21 protein-coding genes are annotated in these 22631 nt (G+C 60.4%); 9 read left to right on the top strand and 12 right to left on the bottom strand.

The genetic code is table 11. The features are described from left to right. Nucleotides 1–6: 6 nt before the first annotated feature. The 12 genes from nuoM to AO240_RS23205 form a co-directional block, all read right to left on the bottom strand. Entirely contained in the window at nt 7–1539 is a 1533-nt protein-coding gene (gene nuoM, locus AO240_RS23260) for an NADH-quinone oxidoreductase subunit M (protein ID WP_017527174.1), read from the bottom strand. Between the two features lie 48 nt (nt 1540–1587). Next, on the bottom strand, nt 1588–3441 hold the full coding sequence (nuoL, locus tag AO240_RS23255; RefSeq protein ID WP_099239582.1) for an NADH-quinone oxidoreductase subunit L: 1854 nt from the start codon (nt 3439–3441) through the stop codon (nt 1588–1590). Beyond that, a complete protein-coding gene (gene nuoK / locus AO240_RS23250) occupies nt 3438–3746 on the bottom strand; it encodes an NADH-quinone oxidoreductase subunit NuoK (RefSeq protein WP_003174727.1) in 309 nt (102 codons plus the stop codon). The genes nuoL and nuoK overlap by 4 nt, the downstream gene beginning before the upstream one ends. A gap of 2 nt (nt 3747–3748) precedes the next feature. Further along, nucleotides 3749–4252 carry an NADH-quinone oxidoreductase subunit J gene (gene nuoJ / locus AO240_RS23245; RefSeq protein ID WP_058415522.1) on the bottom strand — a complete coding sequence of 168 codons (504 nt, stop codon included), beginning with the start codon at nt 4250–4252 and terminating at the stop codon, nt 3749–3751. A gap of 9 nt (nt 4253–4261) precedes the next feature. Next, nucleotides 4262–4810, bottom strand: a complete 549-nt coding sequence (gene nuoI / locus AO240_RS23240; protein WP_003174725.1) for an NADH-quinone oxidoreductase subunit NuoI — start codon at nt 4808–4810, stop codon at nt 4262–4264. An 11-nt stretch (nt 4811–4821) separates the two neighbouring features. Further along, a complete protein-coding gene (nuoH, locus tag AO240_RS23235; RefSeq protein WP_058415521.1) occupies nt 4822–5829 on the bottom strand; it encodes an NADH-quinone oxidoreductase subunit NuoH in 1008 nt (335 codons plus the stop codon). Continuing rightward, entirely contained in the window at nt 5826–8540 is a 2715-nt protein-coding gene (nuoG, locus tag AO240_RS23230; protein WP_099239580.1) for an NADH-quinone oxidoreductase subunit NuoG, read from the bottom strand. Before nuoG ends, nuoH begins: the two co-directional genes overlap by 4 nt. Before the next feature lie 135 nt (nt 8541–8675). Next, entirely contained in the window at nt 8676–10031 is a 1356-nt protein-coding gene (gene nuoF / locus AO240_RS23225; protein ID WP_058415519.1) for an NADH-quinone oxidoreductase subunit NuoF, read from the bottom strand. Then, entirely contained in the window at nt 10028–10525 is a 498-nt protein-coding gene (gene nuoE, locus AO240_RS23220) for an NADH-quinone oxidoreductase subunit NuoE (protein WP_058415518.1), read from the bottom strand. Before nuoE ends, nuoF begins: the two co-directional genes overlap by 4 nt. A 2-nt stretch (nt 10526–10527) precedes the next feature. Further along, complete coding sequence (nuoC, locus tag AO240_RS23215) at nt 10528–12312, bottom strand: NADH-quinone oxidoreductase subunit C/D (RefSeq protein WP_099239578.1); 1785 nt, start codon at nt 12310–12312, stop codon at nt 10528–10530. A gap of 72 nt (nt 12313–12384) precedes the next feature. Beyond that, nucleotides 12385–13059: an NADH-quinone oxidoreductase subunit B family protein gene (locus tag AO240_RS23210; protein ID WP_003174719.1), complete on the bottom strand. Its 675-nt coding sequence runs from the start codon at nt 13057–13059 to the stop codon at nt 12385–12387. Between the two features lie 10 nt (nt 13060–13069). Beyond that, complete coding sequence (locus AO240_RS23205) at nt 13070–13483, bottom strand: NADH-quinone oxidoreductase subunit A (RefSeq protein ID WP_015372409.1); 414 nt, start codon at nt 13481–13483, stop codon at nt 13070–13072. Nucleotides 13484–14079: 596 nt separating this feature from the next. Here AO240_RS23205 and AO240_RS23200 point away from each other — a divergent pair. The 9 genes from AO240_RS23200 (at nt 14080) to AO240_RS23160 (ending at nt 22629) form a co-directional block, all read left to right on the top strand. Further along, nucleotides 14080–15078: an ATP-grasp domain-containing protein gene (locus AO240_RS23200; protein ID WP_099239576.1), complete on the top strand. Its 999-nt coding sequence runs from the start codon at nt 14080–14082 to the stop codon at nt 15076–15078. A 79-nt stretch (nt 15079–15157) separates the two neighbouring features. Continuing rightward, nucleotides 15158–16297, top strand: a complete 1140-nt coding sequence (locus AO240_RS23195) for a trypsin-like peptidase domain-containing protein (protein WP_099239574.1) — start codon at nt 15158–15160, stop codon at nt 16295–16297. A 70-nt stretch (nt 16298–16367) separates the two neighbouring features. After that, nucleotides 16368–17504: a phosphoribosyltransferase domain-containing protein gene (locus AO240_RS23190; RefSeq protein WP_099239572.1), complete on the top strand. Its 1137-nt coding sequence runs from the start codon at nt 16368–16370 to the stop codon at nt 17502–17504. Continuing rightward, nucleotides 17494–18252, top strand: a complete 759-nt coding sequence (locus AO240_RS23185) for a trehalose phosphatase (RefSeq protein ID WP_099239570.1) — start codon at nt 17494–17496, stop codon at nt 18250–18252. The genes AO240_RS23190 and AO240_RS23185 overlap by 11 nt, the downstream gene beginning before the upstream one ends. Beyond that, nucleotides 18245–19339 (top strand): cysteine protease StiP family protein, encoded by a 1095-nt coding sequence (locus AO240_RS23180; RefSeq protein ID WP_099239568.1) that lies wholly within the window; start codon nt 18245–18247, stop codon nt 19337–19339. The genes AO240_RS23185 and AO240_RS23180 overlap by 8 nt, the downstream gene beginning before the upstream one ends. Beyond that, entirely contained in the window at nt 19339–20289 is a 951-nt protein-coding gene (locus tag AO240_RS23175) for an HpcH/HpaI aldolase/citrate lyase family protein (RefSeq protein WP_099239566.1), read from the top strand. The genes AO240_RS23180 and AO240_RS23175 overlap by 1 nt, the downstream gene beginning before the upstream one ends. A gap of 58 nt (nt 20290–20347) precedes the next feature. After that, nucleotides 20348–20938, top strand: coding sequence for a TerD family protein (locus AO240_RS23170; RefSeq protein WP_099239564.1), 591 nt, complete (start codon nt 20348–20350; stop codon nt 20936–20938). Further along, nucleotides 20935–22116, top strand: coding sequence for a TerD family protein (locus tag AO240_RS23165; protein ID WP_099239562.1), 1182 nt, complete (start codon nt 20935–20937; stop codon nt 22114–22116). The genes AO240_RS23170 and AO240_RS23165 overlap by 4 nt, the downstream gene beginning before the upstream one ends. Before the next feature lie 63 nt (nt 22117–22179). After that, on the top strand, nt 22180–22629 hold the full coding sequence (locus tag AO240_RS23160) for a tellurite resistance TerB family protein (protein WP_099239560.1): 450 nt from the start codon (nt 22180–22182) through the stop codon (nt 22627–22629). Nucleotides 22630–22631 lie beyond the last annotated feature (2 nt).

Below are 22631 nucleotides of genomic sequence, written 5' to 3'. Positions count from 1 at the left end.
GCGCTCTTACCGGGCCGAAGCGAGTTGAGAGAAGGCGGTGCCGAACCACTGCTGCACGCCATGCATCGTCGCGGCAGAAGTGTCCAGGAACGGTTGCGGGTACACGCCGATGTAGATCAGCAGCACCGCAAGGCCGAGCACCATGATCAGTTCGCGAGCGTCCATCCCCTTAAGGACGGTGTCGGACTTGGCCGGGCCGAAGTAGGCGCGGTGGATCATGATCAGCGAGTAGACCGAACCAAACACCAGGCCGGACGTGGCGATCGCGCTGATCCACGGCGTTTGCACAAAGGCACCCATCAGGATCAGGAACTCGCCGATAAAGTTACCGGTGCCCGGCAAGCCGAGTGACGCGGCGGCAAAGAACAGGCTGATCGCCGGCAGGTACGCGATGCGCGACCACACGCCACCCATTTCACGCATGTCGCGCGTGTGCAGGCGCTCGTACAACTGGCCGCTGAGGATAAACAGCGCGGCGGCCGACACACCGTGCGCCAACATCTGGATCACCGCGCCTTGCAACGCCAGTTGGCTGCCGGAATAGATGCCGATCAGTACGAAACCCATGTGGGAAACGGACGAGAAGGCGATCAGGCGCTTGATGTCGGTTTGTGCGAAGGCGAGGAACGCGCCGTAGAAGATCCCGATCAGGCCCAGGGTCATGGCGATCGGCGCGAACTCGGCCGACGCATTCGGGAACAGCGGCAAGGCGAAACGCAGCAGGCCATACGCCGCTGTCTTCAACAGAATACCGGCGAGGTCGACCGAACCGGCGGTCGGCGCCTGCGCGTGCGCGTCCGGCAGCCAGGAGTGGAACGGCACCACCGGCAGCTTCACCGCAAAGGCGATGAAGAAGCCCAGCATGAGGATGTACTCGGTGGTCAGCGACATCTTGGTTTTCAACAGGTCGGCGTAGTTAAACGTAATCACGCCTGTGCTGTTGAAGTTGACCAGAACCAGACCGAGGATCGCCACCAACATGATCAGGCCGGAAGCCTGGGTGAAGATGAAGAACTTGGTCGCCGCGTAGATCCGGGTTTTCTTGCCGTCCGAAGAACTGTGACCCCAGAGCGCGATGAGGAAGTACATCGGCACCAGCATCATTTCCCAGAAGAAGAAGAACATGAACAGGTCCAGCGCAAGGAACACGCCGACAACGCCGCCCAGGATCCACATCAGGTTCAGGTGGAAGAAGCCCACGTGGCGCTGAATTTCTTTCCAGGAGCAGAGTACCGAGAGGATACCCAGCAGGCCGGTCAGCAAAATCATCAACAGCGACAGGCCGTCGAGGGCCAGGTGCACGTTGATGCCGAAGCGCTGGATCCACACGTGCTTGAATTCAAGCGCGAAGGTGGGATCGACACCCGGTGCCGGAGCAAATGAATAGTCGCCATGGGCCCACAGCCAAAGGCCGAGCGCGAGTTCCAGGGACATGGTCAGCAACGCGATCCAGCGGGGCAGGGTGGCGCCGAAGCGTTCACCCATCCAGCAGAGCAGGCCGCCGATAAAGGGGATCAGGATTAGCCAGGGCAGAATCATGACGGGCTCGTTTCCTTTCGCAGGTTCTTACAGTTCGCAAGGTTCATATCAGACCGCTACCACTACGATGGCGCCGATCACCAGCACGGCACCGATCGCCATGGACGCTGCATACCAACGCAATTGGCCGGTTTCGCTGCGGCTCAGGGCGGTATGACCGGCCTTGGCGGCGCGCGGGATCAAACCAATGGTCTGGTCGAGCGGGTCTTTGCGCAGTACATGGCTGATTGCAAGGTACGGCTTGACGAACAGTTTGTCGTAGAGCCAATCGAAGCCCCAGGCAGCGAACCACCAGGCCGACAGGAAGCGGCCGATGCCACTGTTGGCAACGCCGGTAACCAAGCGCCGCTTGCCGAGGAACAACAGCGCCGCCAGCAGGATACCGGCCAGGGCGATGGCGCCCGAGGCGATTTCCAGGCTGTGCTTGGCAGCGCCACCGGCATGCCCGGCGCTTTCCGGCAGTACACCGGCGAGTGGCGGGGTGATCAGGGCGCCGATGAACGTCGACAGAACGATCAGCACCGACAATGGCAACCAGTGGGAGATGCCGTGGCCTGCGTGCGCTTCGGTCTTGGCTTCACCGTGGAAGGTGATGAAGATCAGGCGGAAGGTGTACAGCGAGGTCATGAATGCACCCACCAGGCCTGCGTACAGCAGGTTCTGGTTACCGCTGGCAAACGCTTCCCAGAGGATCTCGTCTTTCGAGTAGAAACCTGCGGTCACCAATGGCAGGGCAGCCAGTGCGGCGCCGCCGACGATGAAGCTGGCGTAGGCCAGTGGCAGTTTCTTCCACAGGCCGCCCATCTTGAAGATGTTCTGCTCGTGGTGGCAGGCAACGATCACCGCACCCGAAGCGAGGAACAACAGGGCCTTGAAGAACGCGTGCGTCATCAGGTGGAAAATCGCCGCGTCCCAGGCGCCAACGCCGAGGGCCAGGAACATATAGCCGATCTGGCTCATGGTCGAGTAGGCGAGGATACGCTTGATGTCGGTTTGGACCAGCGCGGCGAAACCTGCCAGTACCAGCGTCACGCCGCCGACAATGCCTACAAGGTGCAGGATGTCCGGCGCCAGGGTGAACAGGCCGTGAGTACGCGCGATCAGGTAAACGCCCGCCGTTACCATGGTTGCCGCGTGAATCAGTGCAGAAACCGGGGTAGGGCCAGCCATCGCATCTGCCAGCCAGGTTTGCAGCGGCAGTTGCGCGGATTTACCCACGGCGCCGCCCAGCAGCATCAGGGTGGCGAGGGTGATCCAGAAATCACCGACCTGGAATTTCTGCGGTGCCAGCACCAGCAGTTCCTGGATGTTCAGCGTGCCCACTTGTTGGAACAGGATGAACAGGCCGATGGCCATGAACACGTCGCCGATGCGCGTGACGATAAACGCCTTGAGCGCCGCGTTACCGTTGTTGCGGTTGCTGTAGTAGAAACCGATCAACAGGTACGAGCACAGGCCCACGCCTTCCCAACCGAAGTACAGGAACAACAGGTTATCGCCGAGCACCAAAAACAGCATGCTCGCGATAAACAGGTTGGTGTAGGCGAAGAAGCGCGAGTAACCCGCCTCACCGCGCATGTACCAGGACGCGAACAGGTGGATCAAAAAGCCCACACCGACGACCACGCCGAGCATGGTGATCGACAAGCCGTCGACGTAGAGGGCGAAGTTGGGCTTGAAGCCCTCAACCGACATCCACTGCCACAGCACCAGGGTGTAGTGACCGCCTTCGGGCGGCGCTACGTTGAATTGCCAGATGACATAGGCGGCAACAATCGCCGACAAGCCAATGGAGCCCACGCCAATCAAGGCAGACAGGTTTTCCGACCAGCGCCCGCGAGAGAACGACAGCAGCAGGAAACCGATCAGGGGAAATACGAAAGTCAGAAAGATCATGTTCATCCGCGCATCTCACTGGCAGCGTCGATATCAAGCGTGTGGAAGCGACGATACAGCTGCAGCAGGATCGCCAGACCAATACTGGCCTCGGCGGCTGCCAGGCTGATCACCAGAATGAACATGACTTGCCCATCCGGCTGGCCCCAACGTGCGCCCGCTACGATGAACGCGAGTGCAGCGGCGTTCATCATGATTTCCAGGCTCATCAACACGAACAGAATGTTACGGCGAACCATCAGGCCGACCAGGCCAAGGCAGAACAGGATGCCGGCGACCGCCAGACCATGCTCCAAAGGGATAGCAGGCATCGTCATTGCTCCTTGGCTTCGTTGCGGCCCAAGTGGAAGGCGGTGATGACTGCAGCCAGCAGCAGCATCGAAGCCAGTTCGACCACCAGCAGGTACGGGCCGAACAGGCTGATGCCCACGGCTTTTGCGTCCACGGTGGTGTGGCCTATGGCCTGGCCGCTCTGGTGAGCGAACAGCACATACAGCAGTTCAGCCAGCAGCAACGCTGCCAGGATGACCGGGCCGAGCCAGATGCCGGGCTTGAGCCAGACGCGTTCCTGGGCAACCGACGCCGGGCCGAGGTTAAGCATCATCACCACAAACACGAACAGCACCATGATGGCGCCGGCGTAGGCGATCACTTCCAGCACACCGGCGAACGGTGCGCCGAGGCTGAAGAAGGTCATGGCCACGGCGATCAGCGAAATGATCAGGTAGAGCAGGGCGTGCACGGGGTTAGTGTTGGTGATCACGCGGAGCGTGGACACCACTGCAATACCCGATGCGAAATAGAAAGCGAATTCCATCTTTCTTCCTTAAGGCAGCAAGCTCTTCACGTTGATCGGCTCGGCTTCGTTTTGTGCGGCGCCTTTCGGCTTACCGGCAACGGCCATACCTGCAACACGATAGAAGTTGTAATCAGGGTTTTTACCGGGACCAGAGATCAGCAGATCTTCTTTCTCGTACACCAGGTCCTGACGTTTGAACTCGGCCATCTCGAAATCCGGTGTCAGCTGGATCGCGGTGGTCGGGCAAGCTTCCTCGCAGAGGCCGCAGAAAATGCAGCGCGAGAAGTTGATGCGGAAGAAGTCCGGGTACCAGCGACCGTCTTCGGTTTCAGCTTTCTGCAGGGAGATGCAACCCACCGGGCACGCCACGGCGCACAGGTTGCAGGCAACGCAACGCTCTTCGCCATCGGGGTCGCGGGTCAGTACGATGCGGCCGCGATAGCGCGGCGGCAGGTACACCGCCTCTTCCGGGTATTGCAGGGTGTCGCGTTTGCGAAAGCCGTGACCGAACACCATCACCAGGCTGCGCAATTGGGTACCAGTACCCTTAACGATGTCGCCAATATATTTGAACATGGGTCAAATCCTCACTGAACCGCAGCCGCTGGCGTGTTCAACAACACCACAGCAGCCGTCACCAGCAAATTGATCAGGGTCAGCGGCAGGCAGAATCTCCAGCTGAAATCCATCACCTGGTCATAGCGCGGGCGCGGAATAGAGGCGCGCAGCAGGATGAACAGCATGATGAAGAACGCGGTCTTCAAGAAGAACCACAGGAATGCCAGTTGCGGCAGGATGCCAAACGGTCCGTGCCAGCCGCCGAAGAACAGCGTGACCAGCAAGGCCGAGATCAAGATGATGCCGATGTATTCGCCAACGAAGAACATGCCCCATTTCATGCCGGCGTATTCAATGTGGTAACCGTCAGCCAGTTCCTGTTCCGCTTCCGGCTGGTCGAACGGGTGACGGTGAGTCACCGCGACGCCAGCGATGAAGAAGGTACAGAAGCCGAAGAACTGCGGAATGATGAACCACAGGTTCTGCGCCTGGTACTCAACGATGTCGCGCATGTTGAACGAGCCAACCTGCACCACAATGCCCATCAGCGCGAGGCCCATGAACACTTCGTAAGACACGGTTTGCGCCGACGCCCGCAAGCTGCCCAGCAGGGCAAACTTGTTGTTACTGGCCCAACCGGCGAATAGCACCGCATACACCGACAAACCGGCCATGGCGAAGAAGAACAGCAAACCGATGTTCAGGTCCGCGACGCCCCAGGTCGGGGTGATCGGGATAACCGCGAAGGCAATCAGCAAGGCGCTCATGGCCACCACCGGTGCCAGGGTGAAGATCACCTTGTCGGCAAACGGCGGCGTCCAGTCTTCCTTGAAGAACATTTTGAGCATGTCGGCGGCGATCTGGAACATACCAAACGGGCCAACGCGGTTCGGGCCGTAACGGTCCTGCCACCAGCCCAGCAAACGTCGTTCGACGAAGCTGAGCAAAGCGCCCGCAACCACCACGGCCAACAGGATCACGATGGCCTTGACGACCGAGATGATCGCGTCGATCACTTCAGGGGTGAACCAGGTCATTGCGCTGCCTCCTGCAGACCGTCAACGGTTTTGCCAAAGATCGCCGGCGGAATACCGGCCAGGCCTTTTGGCAATGCAACCAGGCCAGCACCCAACTCTTCGTTGATGCGCAGCGGCAGACGCAGGGTCTGGCCCGCCACGCTCAGGCTGAGCAGGGCACCGTCGTTGACGCCCAGGCGGTCGGCTTCGGACTTGGCCACCGACACATACGCTTCTGGAATGCGCTCTTGCACCGGCGCGGCTTTGGAAGAGGTCTCTTCGCTGCCGAACAAGTGGTAGAACGGCACAACCTGCCAGGTGCCTTGCGCCGGGTTGAACGGACGCGGTACCGCGGCAAACCAGTTCAGCGAGTCGCCAGCGCTTTCGATCAGGCGAGTGCCCGGGTCGCCCGCGCGGATGTGACCACCGACTTCGTCCTGGAACTTGTTCCAGGCTTGCGGCGAGTTCCAACCCGGCGACCAGGCAAACGGCACCTGTTGACGCGGTTCGACCGAACCCGAATAGCCTTCCATGGAGAAGGCGAACGCGGTGTCGTTGTCTTGTGGCGTACGCGGTTCGTGCACGCTGATGTCGGCGCGCATCGCGGTACGGCCAGAATAACGCAGCGGTTCACGCGCCAGTTTCAGGCCCTTGATACGGAACGCGGCGGACGGTGCGGCGTCGACGATACGCGCAAGCTGCGGCGCGCTGGCGGCGACGGCTGCGGTGACGTGGTCGAGCTGGGTCCAGTCAATCGGCTGGTTCAGCAAGGTCGCGCGCAGGGCATGCAGCCAGCGCCAGCCTTCGTGAACCAGAATGCTGGCGTCCATGTATTTCGGATCGAACACCTGGAAGAAGCGCTGGGCGCGGCCTTCCTGGCTGACCAGCGTACCGTCGCCTTCGGCGAAAGAGGCGGCTGGCAGCACCAGGTCGGCACGGTCGCTGGTGGCGGTCTTCTGGTGGTCGGCGACGATCAGCACCTTGGCGGCATCCAGCGCGGCGTCGACCTTGGCCGAATCCGTGCGGGTGTACAGGTCGTTTTCCAGCACCACGATAGCGTCGGCCGTGCCGTCGATCACGCTTTGCAGGGCGGCGTCCAGTGACTCGCCACCGAGCATGGCCAGGCCGAGGCTGTTGGCTTCCGGCACAACCAGGCTGATCGAGCCGTTCTTGTCACGCAGCTTCAAGGCTTTGGCGATGTTGGCAGCCGCTTCGATCAGCGCCTTGGAACCCAACGAGGTGCCAGCGATGATCAATGGGCGCTTGGCCGCGAGCAAGGCGTCGGCGATGCGCTGGGCCAGTTCCACGGCTTGCGCGTCGAGGCCTTCAACCGCAGGCGCGCTGGCGTCGAGGGCGTGGGCCACGGCAAAACCGATGCGGGCCAAGTCGTCCGGCGCTGCGTGCACGCATTCTTCGGCGATGTCGTCGAGCTTGGTTTCCGCCAGGCTTGCGATAAACAGCGGGTTCAGCGCGTGCTGGCCGATGTTTTTCACCGCAGCGTCAAGCCACGGCTGAACGCGCATGGCGTCGGCCATGTCTTCGGCCTTGCCTTTGACCGACTGGCGCAGCGACAGGGCGATACGCGCGGCGGTTTGTGTGAGGTCTTCACCGAGCACGAAAATCGCATCGTGGTCTTCGATGTCGCGCATATTCGGAACCGGCAGCGGGCTGTCGTTCAGTACTTGCAGGACCAGGCGGATACGCTCCAGTTCACCGGCTTCGATACCCGAGTAGAAGTGCTCGGCGCCGACCAGCTCGCGCAACGCGTAGTTGCTTTCGAGGCTGGCGCGCGGCGAACCGATGCCGACGATGTTGCGACCGCGCAGCAACTCGGCGGCTTTATCCAGCGCAGCGTCGAGGCTCAGCTTGGCGCCATCGGCCAGCAGCGGCTGGCGCGGGCGGTCTTCGCGGTTGACGTAGCCATAACCGAAGCGGCCACGGTCGCACAGGAAGTACTGGTTGACCGAACCGTTGAAGCGGTTTTCGATGCGGCGCAGTTCGCCGTAGCGCTCGCCCGGCGAGATGTTGCAGCCGCTGGAGCAGCCATGGCAGATGCTCGGCGAGAACTGCATGTCCCACTTGCGGTTGTAGCGCTCGGAGTGGGTTTTGTCGGTGAACACACCGGTCGGGCAGACCTCGGTGAGGTTGCCCGAGAACTCGCTTTCGAGCACGCCGTCTTCAACGCGACCGAAGTACACGTTGTCGTGGGCGCCGAAGACGCCGAGGTCGGTGCCGCCAGCGTAGTCTTTATAGAAGCGTACGCAACGGTAGCAGGCGATGCAGCGGTTCATTTCGTGGGAAATGAACGGGCCGAGTTGCTGGTTTTGGTGGGTACGCTTGGTGAAACGATAACGGCGCTCGTTGTGGCCGGTCATCACCGTCATGTCTTGCAGGTGGCAGTGACCGCCTTCCTCACAGACCGGGCAGTCGTGAGGGTGGTTGGTCATCAGCCATTCGACAACGCTGGCGCGGAACGCCTTGGACTCTTCATCTTCGATGGAGATCCAGGTGTTGTCGGTGGCTGGCGTCATGCACGACATGACGATGCGACCACGGGTGTCGTTCTCGTCGGTGTATTGCTTGACCGCACACTGGCGACAGGCACCGACGCTACCAAGCGCTGGGTGCCAGCAGAAATACGGGATGTCGAGGCCGAGTGACAGACATGCCTGTAACAGGTTGTCCGCCCCATCGACTTCGAGCGCTTTGCCGTCTACGTGGATAGTGGCCATGGTTCAAAGGTCTTCGTTGGCCCGTTGTCAGCGGGCGTGGCTAATGGAATCTTGTTATTCATGTGCACCTACACAGCCTTTACGGCGTCAGCACATGAGCAGGCGCAGGGCACGGACCCTGCGCCAGGTTATGCGTTACGCGCCGACTACGATCGGCCTCGCCAGAGGCGGGACGGCAGCGCTGGTAGGCGCGATGCCGGCTTCGAACTCCGAACGGAAGTATTTGATTGCGCTGCCCAATGGCTCCACGGCACCCGGCGCGTGAGCACAGAAGGTCTTGCCAGGGCCGAGGAAACCGACCAGACCGAGCAAGGTTTCAATGTCACCTTCGCGGCCTTCGCCGTTTTCCAGGGCCATCAGCAGCTTCACGCTCCACGGCAAACCGTCGCGGCATGGGGTGCAGAAACCGCAGGATTCGCGGGAGAAGAACTGCTCCATGTTGCGCAGCAACGACACCATGTTCACGGTGTTGTCCACGGCCATCGCCAGGCCAGTACCCATCCGGGTGCCGACCTTGCCGATGCCGCCGGCATACATTTGTGCGTCGAGGTGCTCGGGCAGCAGGAAGCCGGTGCCGGCGCCGCCTGGCTGCCAGGCTTTCAAGGTGTAGCCGTCGCGCATGCCGCCGGCGTAGTCCTCGAACAACTCGCGTGCGGTCACGCCGAACGGCAGCTCCCACAGGCCAGGGTTCTTGACCTTGCCGGAGAAGCCCATGAGCTTGGTGCCCATGTCTTCACTGCCTTCGCGGGCCAACGATTTGTACCACTCCACGCCGTCGCCGATGATCGCCGGCACGTTGCACAGGGTTTCAACGTTGTTCACGCACGTCGGCTTGCCCCAAACGCCAACGGCGGCAGGGAAGGGCGGCTTGGAACGCGGGTTGGCGCGGCGGCCTTCAAGGGAGTTGATCAGTGCGGTTTCTTCGCCGCAGATGTAGCGCCCGGCGCCGGTGTGCACAAACAGTTCGAAGTCAAAACCCGAACCGAGGATGTTCTTGCCCAACAGGCCAGCGGCTTTGGCTTCTTGCACGGCACGGTTGAGGTGCTTGGCGGCGGTGGTGTATTCGCCGCGCAGGAAGATGTAGCCACGGTAGGTTTTCAACGCACGGGCGCTGATCAACATGCCTTCGATCAGCAGATGGGGCAGTTGCTCCATCAGCATGCGGTCTTTCCAGGTGTTCGGCTCCATCTCATCCGCGTTGCACAGCAGGTAGCGGATGTTGATGGATTCGTCTTTGGGCATCAGGCCCCACTTCACCCCGGTGGGGAAGCCAGCACCGCCGCGACCTTTAAGGCCGGCGTCTTTCACGGTCTGGACGATGTCGTCCTGGGCCATCTCGGCGAAGGCTTTGCGCGCCGCCGCGTAACCGTTCTTGGCCTGGTATTCGTCGAGCCATACCGCCTCGCCGTCGTCACGCAGGCGCCAGGTCAGCGGGTGGGTCTCGGCCGAACGCTTGATCAGGTTGGCCGGGCCAAAGGAAGTCAGGGTCATGGGTAGCCCTCGAGCAATTGGGTCACGCCAGCAGGCTGCACGTCACCGAATGTGTCGTCGTCGATCATCAACGCCGGCGCCTTGTCGCAGTTGCCCAGGCAGCACACCGGCAGCAGCGTGAAGCGGCCGTCGGCGGTGGTTTGGCCGAGGCCGATGCCCAGTTTGGCCTGGATTTCGCTGACCACCGACTCGTGGCCACCGATGTAGCAGACCATGCTGTCGCACACGCGAATAATGTGGCGGCCCACCGGCTGGCGGAAGATCTGGCTATAGAACGTCGCCACGCCTTCCACGTCGCTGGCCGGAATGCCGAGCATGTCGCCGATGGCGTAGAGGGCGCCGTCCGGCACCCAGCCACGTTCCTTCTGGACGATCTTCAAGGCTTCGATCGACGCCGCGCGCGGGTCTTCGTAGTGATGCAGCTCGTGCTCGATGGCCGAGCGCTCGGTTTCACTCAGGGTGAAACGGTCTGTCTGGATAAGCGTGCTATTCATGCTTAGCGGTCCACGTCGGCCATAACGAAATCGATACTACCCAGGTACGCAATCAGGTCCGCGACCATTTCACCTTTGATCACCGAAGGGATCTGCTGCAGGTGCGGGAAGCTTGGGGTACGAATCCGGGTGCGGTAGCTCATGGTGCCGCCATCGCTCGTCAGGTAATAACTGTTGATACCCTTGGTCGCTTCAATCATCTGGAAGGATTCGTTGGCCGGCATTACCGGGCCCCACGAAACTTGCAGGAAGTGCGTGATCAGGGTTTCGATGTGCTGCAGCGTGCGTTCTTTCGGCGGCGGCGTGGTCAGCGGGTGATCCGCCTTGTACGGGCCGGCCGGCATGTTGCGCATGCACTGCTCGATGATCTTCAGGCTCTGGCGCATTTCTTCAACGCGCACGATGCAACGGTCGTAGGCATCGCCGTTGGCCGCCAGCGGCACTTCGAATTCGAAGTTCTCGTAGCCGGAGTACGGGCGTGCTTTACGCAGGTCGAAATCGCAACCGGTGGAACGCAAGCCGGCACCAGTGACGCCCCATTCCAGGGCCTCTTTGGTGTTGTAGGCCGCGACGCCAATGGTACGGCCCTTGAGAATGCTGTTGTCCAACGCGGCTTTCTGGTACTCGTCCAGACGCTTGGGCATCCAGTCGATGAATTCCTTGACCAACCGCTCCCAACCGTTCGGCAGGTCGTGGGCCACGCCGCCGATGCGATACCAGGCCGGGTGCAGGCGGAAACCGGTCACCGCTTCGATCACCTTGTAGGCGCGCTGACGGTCGGTGAAGGTAAAGAACACCGGGGTCATGGCGCCGACGTCCTGAATATACGTACCCAGGAACAGCAGGTGGCTGGTGATGCGGAAGAACTCGGCCATCATGATGCGGATGGTGTCTACGCGGTCCGGCACCTTGATACCGGCCAGCTTCTCGACCGAGAGCACGTACGGCAGGTTGTTCATCACGCCGCCGAGGTAGTCGATACGGTCGGTGTACGGGATGAAACTGTGCCAGGACTGACGCTCGGCCATTTTTTCGGCACCACGGTGGTGGTAACCGACGTCCGGCACGCAGTCGACGATTTCTTCGCCGTCCAGTTGCAGGATGATACGGAACGCACCGTGCGCCGAAGGGTGGTTCGGGCCAAGGTTGAGGAACATGTAGTCCTCGTTGGTGCCGGAACGCTTCATGCCCCAGTCTTCAGGGCGAAAGCGCGCGGCTTCCTCTTCCAGCTGTTGTTTGGCGAGGGTCAGGCTGAACGGGTCGAATTCAGTCGCGCGGGCAGGGAAGTCCTTGCGCAGCGGGTGACCTTCCCACGTCGGCGGCATCATGATGCGCGACAGGTGCGGGTGGCCCGGGAAGTCGATGCCGAACATGTCCCAGACTTCGCGCTCGTACCAGTTGGCGTTGGGCCAGATGCCAGTCACGGTGGGTACGCTCAGGTCGCTTTCGCTCAGCGCAACCTTGATCATCACGTCGCTGTTACGTTCCAGCGACATCAGGTGGTAGAACACGGTGAAATCGGCGCCGCTCGGCAACCCTTGGCGCTTGGTGCGCAAGCGCTCGTCCACGCCATGCAGGTCATAGAGCATGACGTAAGGCTTGGGCAGGTTGCGCAGGAAGCTCAGGACTTCGACGAGCTTGGCGCGCGCCACCCACAGCACCGGCATGCCGGTGCGCGTGGCCTGGGCGGTGAAGGCCTCAGGGCCAAAACGGTGATTGAGTTCGACGACCACATCCTGGTCGTCTGCCTTATAAGGCGGGATGCGTCGAGCACTGCCTGTAGTCATGGTTTTTTATCGCTTTGGGTCAACGTAAAGAATGAAGCCAGGTTTTCGTTCTATATAAGAAGCGGTGCTGGATCAGACTTCGTCGGGGCTGCGCAGGTTGGTGACTGCGATACGCTGTTCGCGGCGCTGTTCCTTTTGTGACGGCATCTCGGCGCGGTACACGCCTTGATCACCGACAACCCAGGACAACGGGCGACGCTCCTTGCCAATCGATTCCTGCAACAGCATCAAGCCTTGCAAAAATGCTTCAGGGCGAGGCGGGCAGCCAGGCACGTAGACGTCCACGGGCAGGAATTTATCCACGCCCTGAACCACCGAGTAGATGTCATACATGCCGCCGGAATTGGCGCACGAACCCATGGAGATAACCCACTTCGGTTCAAGCATTTGCTCGTAGAGGCGCTGAATGATCGGCGCCATCTTGATGAAGCAGGTGCCGGCGATAACCATGAAGTCGGCCTGACGCGGCGAGGCCCGGATAACTTCGGCGCCAAAGCGCGCGATGTCGTGGGGCGCCGTGAAGGCAGTGGTCATTTCCACGTAGCAGCACGACAGGCCAAAGTTGTACGGCCACAAGGAGTTTTTACGCCCCCAGTTAACCGCGCCACTCAGCACGTCTTCGAGCTTGCCCATGTAGATGTTTTTGTGGACTTGGTCTTCTAACGGGTCGGAAACGGTTTCCCGTTCGCCGATGGGGTACTGCTCGTTAGGAGCATCCGGGTCGATCCTGGTGAGATTGTATTGCATCGCCAAAGCCTCATTGTTTCAGCTTCGCTTGCCGCTTGCGACGAGCTTCCGGAGCCCAATCAAGGGCGCCCACTCGAAATAGGTAGACAAGGCCTGCCAACAGAATTGCTATGAAAACGAGGGCTTCGACGAATCCGGTCCAGCCGCTTTCGCGGACAGACACAGACCAGGCAAAGAGAAAAAGGGCTTCGATGTCGAAGATCACGAAGAGCATCGCGACCAGATAGAATTTGGCTGAGAGCCGCAAGCGGGCGCCACCTGTGGGCAGCATGCCGGACTCGAACGGTTCATTTTTGCTGCGCCCCCAGGCTTTTGACCCAAGAAGGCTGGAGACACCGAGCATGAAGGCGCAAAGGCCCACAACACCGAGGAGGAAAATGGCAAAGCCCCAGTTGTGGGCGATGAGTCCTGTCGCTTCGGTCATGCTGGAAATCCTTAACAGAGAGCAAAAGCCTCTGAGCTCGAAAAAGTAACGAGGCAGTGACGATATGTCGCACTGCAATCAATCGCGGTGATTTTATGGCTAAACACCGGGCAAGTAAAATTCCGAGAGCGAAATTATTCGATGGAATAAGCACATAGTGCACCTTCTTGGGGCTTTGGCCCATGCGGGGCGGGCGTTAGCGGGTTTTTGAGTAATTAAGTTTTGTTTGTTCGACAGCGCAGTTTTCATGTTCTAAATGATAATGAATATTGTTTGCGTGGGTTTTAAACAGCAGGGCGGTGTTTAGCGGGGAAAGTTGTCGTTACTTGCGCGCGTGGTGCAAGTTGGTAAAAACCATCTTTTAAGTGATTTTGCGCAGCGGGATGCTGCGCTGGATCAATGTTTGGCCAAAAAAGGCCTTGGGCCGCCAGCCCGTTACACGTTCGCGGCATTGGGTGCTCGGTGACACGGCGAAACAGGAATTAAGTAGCCTTTTGCATGATGTCCGTTAAGGTGTGGGAAAAATTACCTGCCATTCAGAACTGCTGCCCATACGGTGCGGCAGGTTTCGCCGATGTTCATTGAGGAGCGCCCACGTGATCTGGTTTCTTGAAGGTCAATCCAGCCAACGCGAGATTATTATCGGCGCGCGCGAGGCGTTACCGGCGAGTGTGAAGGTGTTCGCTTCTCACCGTCAGGATCGGCCCGAGATCACCGGGCAAGCCGACGTCGCCTTTCAAGAACCGCTGGACCCCGACGAGCGTATTGACTGGGTGCTTGAAACGGCCGTTGAACAGCGCATTAAAGTCGTCGTCGCGGGGCGCACCGGCAGTCAATATGAAGCCGCACGCAGCCGATTCGAGGCCGCAGGTGTGTGCCTTGTCACCGGCGGCCTGAGCATGGATACCTTTAACAAGGTCGACGATAAAAGCCTGTTCACAGCCGAAGCGGAACGCGCCGGCCTGGCCTGCACGCCGGCTATCACCGTGACCAATGCCCAGCAACTGGCAGCGGCCCATGCGCTGCTGTCGAGCCAGGGCGAGGTCTGCATCAAGCCTGTGGTCGGCATTTATGGCCAGGGTTTCTGGCGGTTCAAATCGGCCGCCGACCCGTTCCGCTGCCTGGAAAACCCGGACGCGCGCGAAGTCGATTTTCAAACCTACCTGAGTTTGTATTCGGCTGCGGCAGAGCGCGTGCCCATGCTGGTCATGCCGTACCTGGCCGGCAGCGAGTGTTCGGTGGACATGGTGTGTGAGGCGGGCAAGCCCGTCGCATTTGTGGGCAGGCGAAAACAGGGCGTGCATCAGACCTTCGAGCGCGAGTCCGCCGCCGTGGCGCTGGCGCTCAAGGCCGCGGCGCATTTTCAGTGCGACGGCTTGGTCAACGTGCAAACGCGCGACGATGATGCAGGTGTGCCGCACTTGCTGGAGATCAACCCGCGCTATTCCGGTGGGATAGGCTACACGCGCGCGACCGGGGTAAACCTGCCGGGCATATTTGCCACTCGTCGCTTGGGCCTGCCGGAGCCGATTAGCCGCTGGGTCGAGGGCGTACGCGTCAAGCCGATCACGGTTGCTGTGCTTGCGGCTTCCTGATATGACGGTGCTATGCAAAGGGTGAATGATTGTGGATGTATTGGCATAATCGCCGCCACATCGAACAGGGAAGGTTAGGATGAAGGTGCTTACACCCGGAGCAAACACCGCTATTTCAGGTGTAAACACTGCATGGACACTCAAATCCGGTCACGCCAGCGCCTTCGGTGAATACGCTGCCGTCGCGTTAATCCCGGTCACCGACAAGCGCCTGCCGACGGGCGATGCTGCGCTGTTCCAAATCACTCAGAAGTGGATGGAGTGGTGCGGCGACCCAGCCTGCGTTGGCTGCTCCCTGGATTTGTCGGCGCTGCCTGGCGGCAGTGAAGGGCTGTTGCTGGTGGTGTATACGTTTGCCGCAGCAGGCCCCGTCAGCGAACTCAAGTCATTGCAGCTACAGGTCGACAACGACGTCGAGCTGCAGTTGGATTTGCGCAACAACGGCGAATCGGCCATTGTCATCGGGGAGTTTTATAAACGTAACGATCAGTGGAAGTTCCGCGCGCTCGCCGAAGGTTCGGCCTACGGCCTGGCTGCGATGGGCCGGCGCATGGGCATCAGCATCAACGACGCACACCCTGATCGTCGCCCGCATTCAAGTGACTCTGCAACAAACCGGGATTCTGCCACCGGCACCGGTTTTGCCGTTTCACCCAGTCACGTCATGACCTGCGCGCATGTCATCGAGGGCATGCAGGAACTGCACATTGCCTCTTTTGCCGGCCGCTACCGCGCTGAAGTGGTGGTGGTCGATCAACGCAACGATATTGCCCTGTTACGTATTCAAGAGTGCCCGCCGCTGTCGCCAGTGCGCTTCAAGGAAAGCGCGGGATGCGCGTTGGGCGAATCAGTGATTGCCTTGGGGTTTCCGATGGCGGGCCTCGCCGGTGGCGGTGTTCACGTGACCCAGGGCGGTGTGTCGAGCTTGTTCGGGTTACACAACGACGCCAGCTTGCTGCAGTTCACCGCAGCCATTCAGCCAGGTTCAAGTGGCAGCCCGTTGTTTGACAGCAGCGGCGGGGTTATCGCGATGGTCACGTCGACCTTGCCGGACGCGCAAAACATGAATTTCGCGGTCAAGGCGGGCCTGCTGTTGGCTTTCCTCGATGGCTGCCACGTTACCCCGGCCAAATCATCAGCGGGCCGAACGTATTCGACCTCGGACATGGCCCGTGAAGCTCAATCCTCGCTCTGGCGAATCGAAGCCAGAAATCCGTAGAGGCACCCAGTTTGAAGAAGTAGTGAGAGGCGTTGCGCTCACTTAACCGCCTCTTTTAGGAACGTCGTACATGGAATCAGTAGTTATCAAACCCTTCGCCCATCGACTCAGCGCGCAGCTTGCGCGCGGGTTGATGGAAGTTGAGGTAGACCCATCCACCTTCGCACCCGAGTCATTATTCGGCTTCGCCGAGCGGCGTAATCCCAAGCGCGCGTTCCTGTTCGTCTCGCGGGTGTTGGGCAAGCACATTCCTGTGCGCCCCTCGGCCATGCAGGCGAGCTACGCAAGCCTTGCGGCCAAGATCCCCGCAGACTTGCCCGGGCCGGTGCTGGTGATCGGCATGGCCGAGACCGCTGTGGGCCTCGGCGCCGGCGTGCACCGGGTGTATAGCCAAACCCGCAGTGACACGGTGTATCTGGTCAGCACGCGGCACCCGGTGGGCACCGAGATGTTTGCGCGTTTTGAAGAAGAACACAGCCACGCCAGTGCGCACCTGATTCATCAGCCAACCGACCCGGCTATTCGCGAAATGATGCAAAACGCGCGCTCGCTGGTGCTGGTGGACGATGAAGCGTCGACCGGCAAGACCTTCATCAACCTGCACCGCGCGCTGATAGACGCCGGGCTGAGCAAGGTAGAACGGGTGGTCACGTGCGTGCTCACCGATTGGTCGCAAGGCGCCGTGCGCAAGGTGCTTGGCGAGACGGCCGACGAGGTGTCGCTGCTGCAGGGCAGCTACCGCTTCCTTGAAGACGTGAATGCACCGCTGCCGCACATGCCCGATGTAGCGGCCGTTGCGGTCGGCGACTGGCCGATTGATCCGCGTAACGACTGGGGCCGTTTGGGCGTGCGTCATGTGGCTGACACGCTTGCGCCGGATATTCAGGTCAAGCCGGGCGAGCGGATTCTGGTGGTCGGCACTGGCGAGTTTGTGTGGCGCCCGTTCCTGTTGGCCGAGCGTCTTGAGCGGGCCGGGGCAGACGTGCATTTCAGCTCCACCACGCGCTCGCCAATCGCCTTGGGCCACGAGATCGGCCACGCACTGTCGTTTTCCGACAACTATGGCCTGGGCATTCCCAACTTTCTTTACAACGTGCGGCCAGGCCAGTTCGAGCGGGTGTTGATCTGCAGCGAAACACCTGCCGAAGCGGTTGCGCCCGCGTTAATAGATGCATTGCACGCAGAGGTCATCGTCGATGAGCAGTAAGCGCCCCCTGATACTCATCGACCTGGATGACACCTTGTTCCAGACCGCACGCAAAATGGCTGAAGGCAGTGCCCGGCATACGGCGACGGTGGATGTCGACGGGCAACCCAACGGCTACATGAGTGCGGTGCAAAAAACCTTTGTGGAATGGCTGCTGGTGTCGGCCGATGTAGTGCCGGTGACCGCGCGCAGCGTTGAAGCCTACAGCCGTGTGAAACTGCCGTTTGTGGCGGGCGCGGTGTGTTCCCACGGCGGCGTGATTCTGCAGCCCGACGGCACGCTGGACCACGCTTGGCACGCGCAGATGACCGATGTGCTCGCCGCCTACCAGGCGCGTCTGCCCGCGCTCAGCGCAGCCACCTTGGCCATCGGCGAAGAACTCGGTGTTTCGTTGCGTGGCTGGGTGGTTGAAGAGCAGGGCTTGCTTAACTATGTGGTGACCAAGCACAACGAGTCTGACGACTTGGTGCTGCAAACAGTACTCGCAGAAGTTCAGGCGCGGGGCCTGCTGGAAGGCTTCCACATCCACGGCAACGGCAACAACCTGGCGTTTCTGCCCAACGGCCTGGCCAAGCGCCAAGCGGTGCAGGCGCTACTGCGTCGAGACCGCGCGGTTAACGGCGAACGCCCGGTGTTGGGCTTTGGCGACAGCGTCACCGACCTCGGCTTTATGAATGAGTGCAACTTTTGGGCGACCCCGGCCCATAGCCAATTGGCCAACGTGGTGGAGGCGATGATCCATGCGTGAAGCCTTCGCCCATTTGAACACCGTCGGTAGTGGTAGCTACCAGGCCGACGACGTACTTTTTCTGTTGCAACCCGTCGAGATCGAAGTGACGGAGGTGCATGAGAAAGAGCGCCTGATCCAGACCCGACAAAAACATTACTCGGAGATGATCAGCCAGGAGTCAGCACCGACCCAGGTTCACAAAACCCTCTACGCGCAAGCCATGCAGCAGAACGCGGCCAGAATGGCCGGCGACGTTCAGTGCCTGGCGCTTGCTTTGGACCAGGCCTGCAGCGGGCCTTCGATTGCGCTGGTGTCTTTCGTGCGTGCAGGCTTGCCGCTGGGTGTGCTGTTGCGCCGTGCGCTGGTTGACCTGGGGCGTGATGCCCATCATTACGGCATCAGTATCGTGCGTGATCGCGGCATCGACATGATTGCGTTGCAGGCGGTCATCGCTGCCCACGGCGCCGAAAATATTGTGTTTGTGGATGGCTGGACCGGCAAGGGCGCCATCGCCGGCGAGATCCAGCGCAGCCTCAAGGGCGACGCGCGGTTTCCCGAGCAGCCGCGTTTAGTCGTACTGGCGGACCCGTGCGGGCGCGCCTGGCTGGCGGCGTCGGCTGAAGACTGGGTTATCCCGTCCGGCATTCTTGGCGCCACGGTGTCTGGTCTGGTCTCGCGCTCCATCTGGCCTGCCGAGGGCGGGTTGCATGGTTGTGTGGTCTACGACCACCTGCAGGAACACGACGTAACCCGCGATTTTGTCAGCCAGATCGACGCCATTCGCCAAGCCTTGCCGGCGGTAGCTGCGGCCACGCCATGGACGCCAGCGCAACGCGCTGAGTTGCAGGCGGCGGCGTTGCAGGTGATCGAGGTGATTGCCGCGCGTTTTGAGATTACCAATTTGAACCGGGTTAAGCCCGGTATCGCCGAGGCCACGCGGGCCGTATTGCGCCGGGTGCCGGACCACGTACTGGTGCGCGACCTGAGTGACCCGGACGTGCAGTTGCTGATGCACTTGACCGAACGCGCAGGCGTGACGGTTGAGGCGGTGGGCGCAGCGCTTGGCCCTTACCGTGCAGTGACGGTCATCCGGAGTTTGAGCTGATGCCTGAAATATCGCCTTACGCCCTCGGCGCCACGCTCTACATGCCCGCCACCCGCGAGGACATCCTCGACGTGGTGTTGGGTAAAAAACTGCCGCAACTGCGCTCGATGGTGGTGTGCCTTGAGGACGCGGTGGCTGAAATCGACGTCGACACCGCGTTGCGCAACCTGCACCGCTTACTGAGCGCCATTGAGCAGCAGGGCGGGCGGGCGGATGACGGCCCGATGCTGTTCGTGCGACCGCGTGACTCGCAGATGGCCGCCGTGCTGAACGACTGGCCGCTGATGGCGCATGTCGACGGTTTTGTCGTGCCCAAGTTGAGCTTGTCCAACCTGCGTGCCTGGGAGTTGGCGGTTACCAACCCGCAGATTCTGTTGATGCCGACCCTGGAAACCCGCGACGTCTTCAACCCTCAGGCGATGGTCGAACTGGGCCAGGCGCTGCACCAGAACCTGTTTTCGCGCATCCTCGCGCTGCGCATCGGCGGCAATGACTTGCTCGGTTGCCTGGGTTTAAGGCGTAACCCGGCCATGACGCTGTACAACACGCCCATGGGGTATGTGATCCCGATGCTGGCCGGCGTCATGGGTTCGCAGGGGTTTGCGCTGACTGCGCCGGTATTCGAGCAGTTGGCAACACCGCACCTGTTGCTGGAAGAGTTGGGCCTGGATATTGCCCACGGCCTGGTGGGTAAAACCGCGATTCATCCAAGCCAGATCAACACCATTCAGGACAGCTTGCGCGTCAGTCTTGAGGATTTAAATTGTGCCAAATTAATGCTGAATGAGATTGCGCCGGCTGTTTTCAAACACAATGACGCAATGTGCGAACCAGCGACTCACCTTAAGTGGGCAACCAATATTCTCGAGCGTGCCAAGTGGCATGGTATCCGGCACGCCGAGACCAGCCATACCGATCAATCGATTCGCTTCGCTGAGGCGGCCGGATGACCGCGCAACTGCGCGTGTCGGTCCTACCCGAAAACCACGATCAACAAGGAGTGTACCAATGGCCCTGACTCTGACTAAAAACCAAACAATCTCGCTGGAAAAAACCGCGGGCGGTGGTGGCCTGACCAAGATCAGCCTTGGCCTTGGCTGGGATCCGGAAAAAGCCGGGTTCCTGGGGCGATTGATGGGCAACAGCGGTGAAATCGACCTGGACGCATCCTGCATCCTGTTTGATGCAGACCTGCAACCGATCGACCTGGTGTGGTTTCGTCAATTGGAATCACGCGACGGTTCGATCAAGCATTCCGGCGACAACCGTACCGGCGAAGGCGATGGCGACGACGAAACCATCAACGTTGACCTGCAACGCCTGCCGGCCACGGTTAAATCGCTGGTGTTTACGGTGAACAGTTTCACCGGGCAAAACTTCGAAAAAATTGCCAACGCCTATTGCCGCATCGTCAATTCGAGCACTAAAACCGAACTGGCGCGATTCAATCTTTCCGAAAAAGGCAGCCACACCGGTGTGGTCATGGCGAGCCTGGTGCGCGGCACCGACGGCTGGGAGTTCAAGGCGATCGGTCAAGTGACCAAGGGGCGTACCGCTGACGACCTGGTCAACCTCGCCGTTCAGGCCGTGCGCTCATGACAACCCTGGGGCCAGGTGCAAACGCGCCCGTCACCAGCGCTCAGGTGCAGGTCACTATCAGCTACTCGGCGATTGCCGATGCTGACATCGACGTGTCCGCGTTTGTGCTGGGGGCTTCCGGTAAAGTGCGTGGCGACACCGACATGTGTTTCTACGGGCAGACCAATGTACTCGCCGGCGCGGTGCAAATGACCGAGTCCTCGGCGGGCCGTGCGGTGTTCACGCTTGACCTGTCGCGCCTTGAGGCGGTGGTCGAGAAAGTCGCGTTGACCGCCACCATTTACGAGAACAAGGCCCGTTTCGAGCGTGTGTCTCAGCTTGCGCTGACCATCACTGGCGGCATCGAGGCGCAGATACCCACCGCCGGCATGCAGGAAACCGCGCTGATCCTCGGCGAGTTTTATCGTCGCCATGGCGAGTGGAAATTCCGCTGTGTGGCCCAAGGGTTTGCCGGTGGCCTGGAGCCGCTGGCCAAGCACTTTGGTGTTGAAGTGGCGGCGCCTGCACCGGTCGCAACGCCTGCACCGGCAGCAGCGCCAGCGCCTGTGCCCGCACCTGCAGCGGCGCCGAAGTCTTCGGTCAGCCTGAGCAAAATCACGCTGGACAAGACTCGCTCGTCGATCAGCCTGGAAAAAACGTCCGAGGGCTTTGGCGAAATCAAAGTCAATCTGAACTGGAACAAAGGCAAAGGCGGCGGCGGTTTTTTCTCGCGCAATACCTCGATCGACCTGGATGTCGGCTGCCTTTACGAGTTGCAGGACGGCTCCAAGGGCGTCGTGCAGGCGCTGGGCAACTGCTTTGGCGAACTGGATTACGACCCTTACATTCAACTCAAAGGTGACGACCGTACCGGTGCCGTCAGCGATGGCGAATGGCTGCATATCAACGGTAAACACTGGGGTGAAATTCGCCGGGTACTGGTATTCGCCTTCATTTACGAAGGCGCACCGAACTGGCGCGAGACCGATGGCGTTGTGACCATCCACGTTCCCGGTCAGCCGCCGATTGAAGTTCGCTTGAATGAAGAGGGCGGTCGCTTGGGCATGTGTGCAATCGCTTTGCTGGAAAACGTCGGCGGCAGCGTCAAGGTCAGCCGACGTGTCGACTTCCACAAAGGCCACGCACCGATGGACAAGGCCTACGGCTGGGGCATGCGCTGGGCGGCAGGTTCCAAATAAACCTATTTTAAACGTGCAGTTGAATATGGCGGGCCACACCGGCCCGCCCTTGAGGTGAACGACATGTTGTCATGGCTGAAAACGAATGCGGCGCTGGCCCGCGAGAAGTTGACCACCGAGGTGGCCAAGTTCAAAAACAGAGAGTTCATGGAGGCCGTCGCCAACAGTTGTGCAATGGTCGCGGCGGCCGATGGTGAAGTCTCTTCGGCCGAAAAAACCAAGATGGCAGGTTTTATCAGCAACTCGCCCGAACTGAAAGTGTTCAACTTGACCGACGTCATCAACGTGTTCAACGACGCGTGTGCCAAGTTCGAGTTCGATTTTCAGATCGGTCAGGCCGAAGCCCTGAAAAACATCAGCAAAATCAAAGGCAAGGACGGCGCCGGGCGTTTGCTCGTGCGTGTCGCCTGCGCCATTGGCGCGTCGGACGGTAATTTCGACGACAAAGAAAAAGCCGTTTGCCGTTTGATTTGTCTCGAGCTGGGCCTTCCCCCAGCTGACTTTGAACTCTAAGG

Source organism: Pseudomonas sp. ICMP 460, assembly GCF_002723595.1.
GTDB lineage: Bacteria > Pseudomonadota > Gammaproteobacteria > Pseudomonadales > Pseudomonadaceae > Aquipseudomonas > Aquipseudomonas kitaguniensis.
The sequence above is the reverse complement of the archived record's forward strand: the minus strand, read 5'-3'. Positions and strand labels throughout refer to the sequence as shown.

What these genes read in the sequence shown, in the direction of transcription:
- nuoM (WP_017527174.1), bottom strand. Translation starts at nt 1,539, where the DNA reads ATGATTCTGCCCTGGCTAATCCTGATCCCCTTTATCGGCGGCCTGCTC.
- nuoL (WP_099239582.1), bottom strand. Translation starts at nt 3,441, where the DNA reads ATGAACATGATCTTTCTGACTTTCGTATTTCCCCTGATCGGTTTCCTG.
- nuoK (WP_003174727.1), bottom strand. Translation starts at nt 3,746, where the DNA reads ATGCCTGCTATCCCTTTGGAGCATGGTCTGGCGGTCGCCGGCATCCTG.
- nuoJ (WP_058415522.1), bottom strand. Translation starts at nt 4,252, where the DNA reads ATGGAATTCGCTTTCTATTTCGCATCGGGTATTGCAGTGGTGTCCACG.
- nuoI (WP_003174725.1), bottom strand. Translation starts at nt 4,810, where the DNA reads ATGTTCAAATATATTGGCGACATCGTTAAGGGTACTGGTACCCAATTG.
- nuoH (WP_058415521.1), bottom strand. Translation starts at nt 5,829, where the DNA reads ATGACCTGGTTCACCCCTGAAGTGATCGACGCGATCATCTCGGTCGTC.
- nuoG (WP_099239580.1), bottom strand. Translation starts at nt 8,540, where the DNA reads ATGGCCACTATCCACGTAGACGGCAAAGCGCTCGAAGTCGATGGGGCG.
- nuoF (WP_058415519.1), bottom strand. Translation starts at nt 10,031, where the DNA reads ATGACCCTGACTTCCTTTGGCCCGGCCAACCTGATCAAGCGTTCGGCC.
- nuoE (WP_058415518.1), bottom strand. Translation starts at nt 10,525, where the DNA reads ATGAATAGCACGCTTATCCAGACAGACCGTTTCACCCTGAGTGAAACC.
- nuoC (WP_099239578.1), bottom strand. Translation starts at nt 12,312, where the DNA reads ATGACTACAGGCAGTGCTCGACGCATCCCGCCTTATAAGGCAGACGAC.
- AO240_RS23210 (WP_003174719.1), bottom strand. Translation starts at nt 13,059, where the DNA reads ATGCAATACAATCTCACCAGGATCGACCCGGATGCTCCTAACGAGCAG.
- AO240_RS23205 (WP_015372409.1), bottom strand. Translation starts at nt 13,483, where the DNA reads ATGACCGAAGCGACAGGACTCATCGCCCACAACTGGGGCTTTGCCATT.
- AO240_RS23195 (WP_099239574.1), top strand. Translation starts at nt 15,158, where the DNA reads ATGAAGGTGCTTACACCCGGAGCAAACACCGCTATTTCAGGTGTAAAC.
- AO240_RS23190 (WP_099239572.1), top strand. Translation starts at nt 16,368, where the DNA reads ATGGAATCAGTAGTTATCAAACCCTTCGCCCATCGACTCAGCGCGCAG.
- AO240_RS23185 (WP_099239570.1), top strand. Translation starts at nt 17,494, where the DNA reads ATGAGCAGTAAGCGCCCCCTGATACTCATCGACCTGGATGACACCTTG.
- AO240_RS23180 (WP_099239568.1), top strand. Translation starts at nt 18,245, where the DNA reads ATGCGTGAAGCCTTCGCCCATTTGAACACCGTCGGTAGTGGTAGCTAC.
- AO240_RS23175 (WP_099239566.1), top strand. Translation starts at nt 19,339, where the DNA reads ATGCCTGAAATATCGCCTTACGCCCTCGGCGCCACGCTCTACATGCCC.
- AO240_RS23170 (WP_099239564.1), top strand. Translation starts at nt 20,348, where the DNA reads ATGGCCCTGACTCTGACTAAAAACCAAACAATCTCGCTGGAAAAAACC.
- AO240_RS23165 (WP_099239562.1), top strand. Translation starts at nt 20,935, where the DNA reads ATGACAACCCTGGGGCCAGGTGCAAACGCGCCCGTCACCAGCGCTCAG.
- AO240_RS23160 (WP_099239560.1), top strand. Translation starts at nt 22,180, where the DNA reads ATGTTGTCATGGCTGAAAACGAATGCGGCGCTGGCCCGCGAGAAGTTG.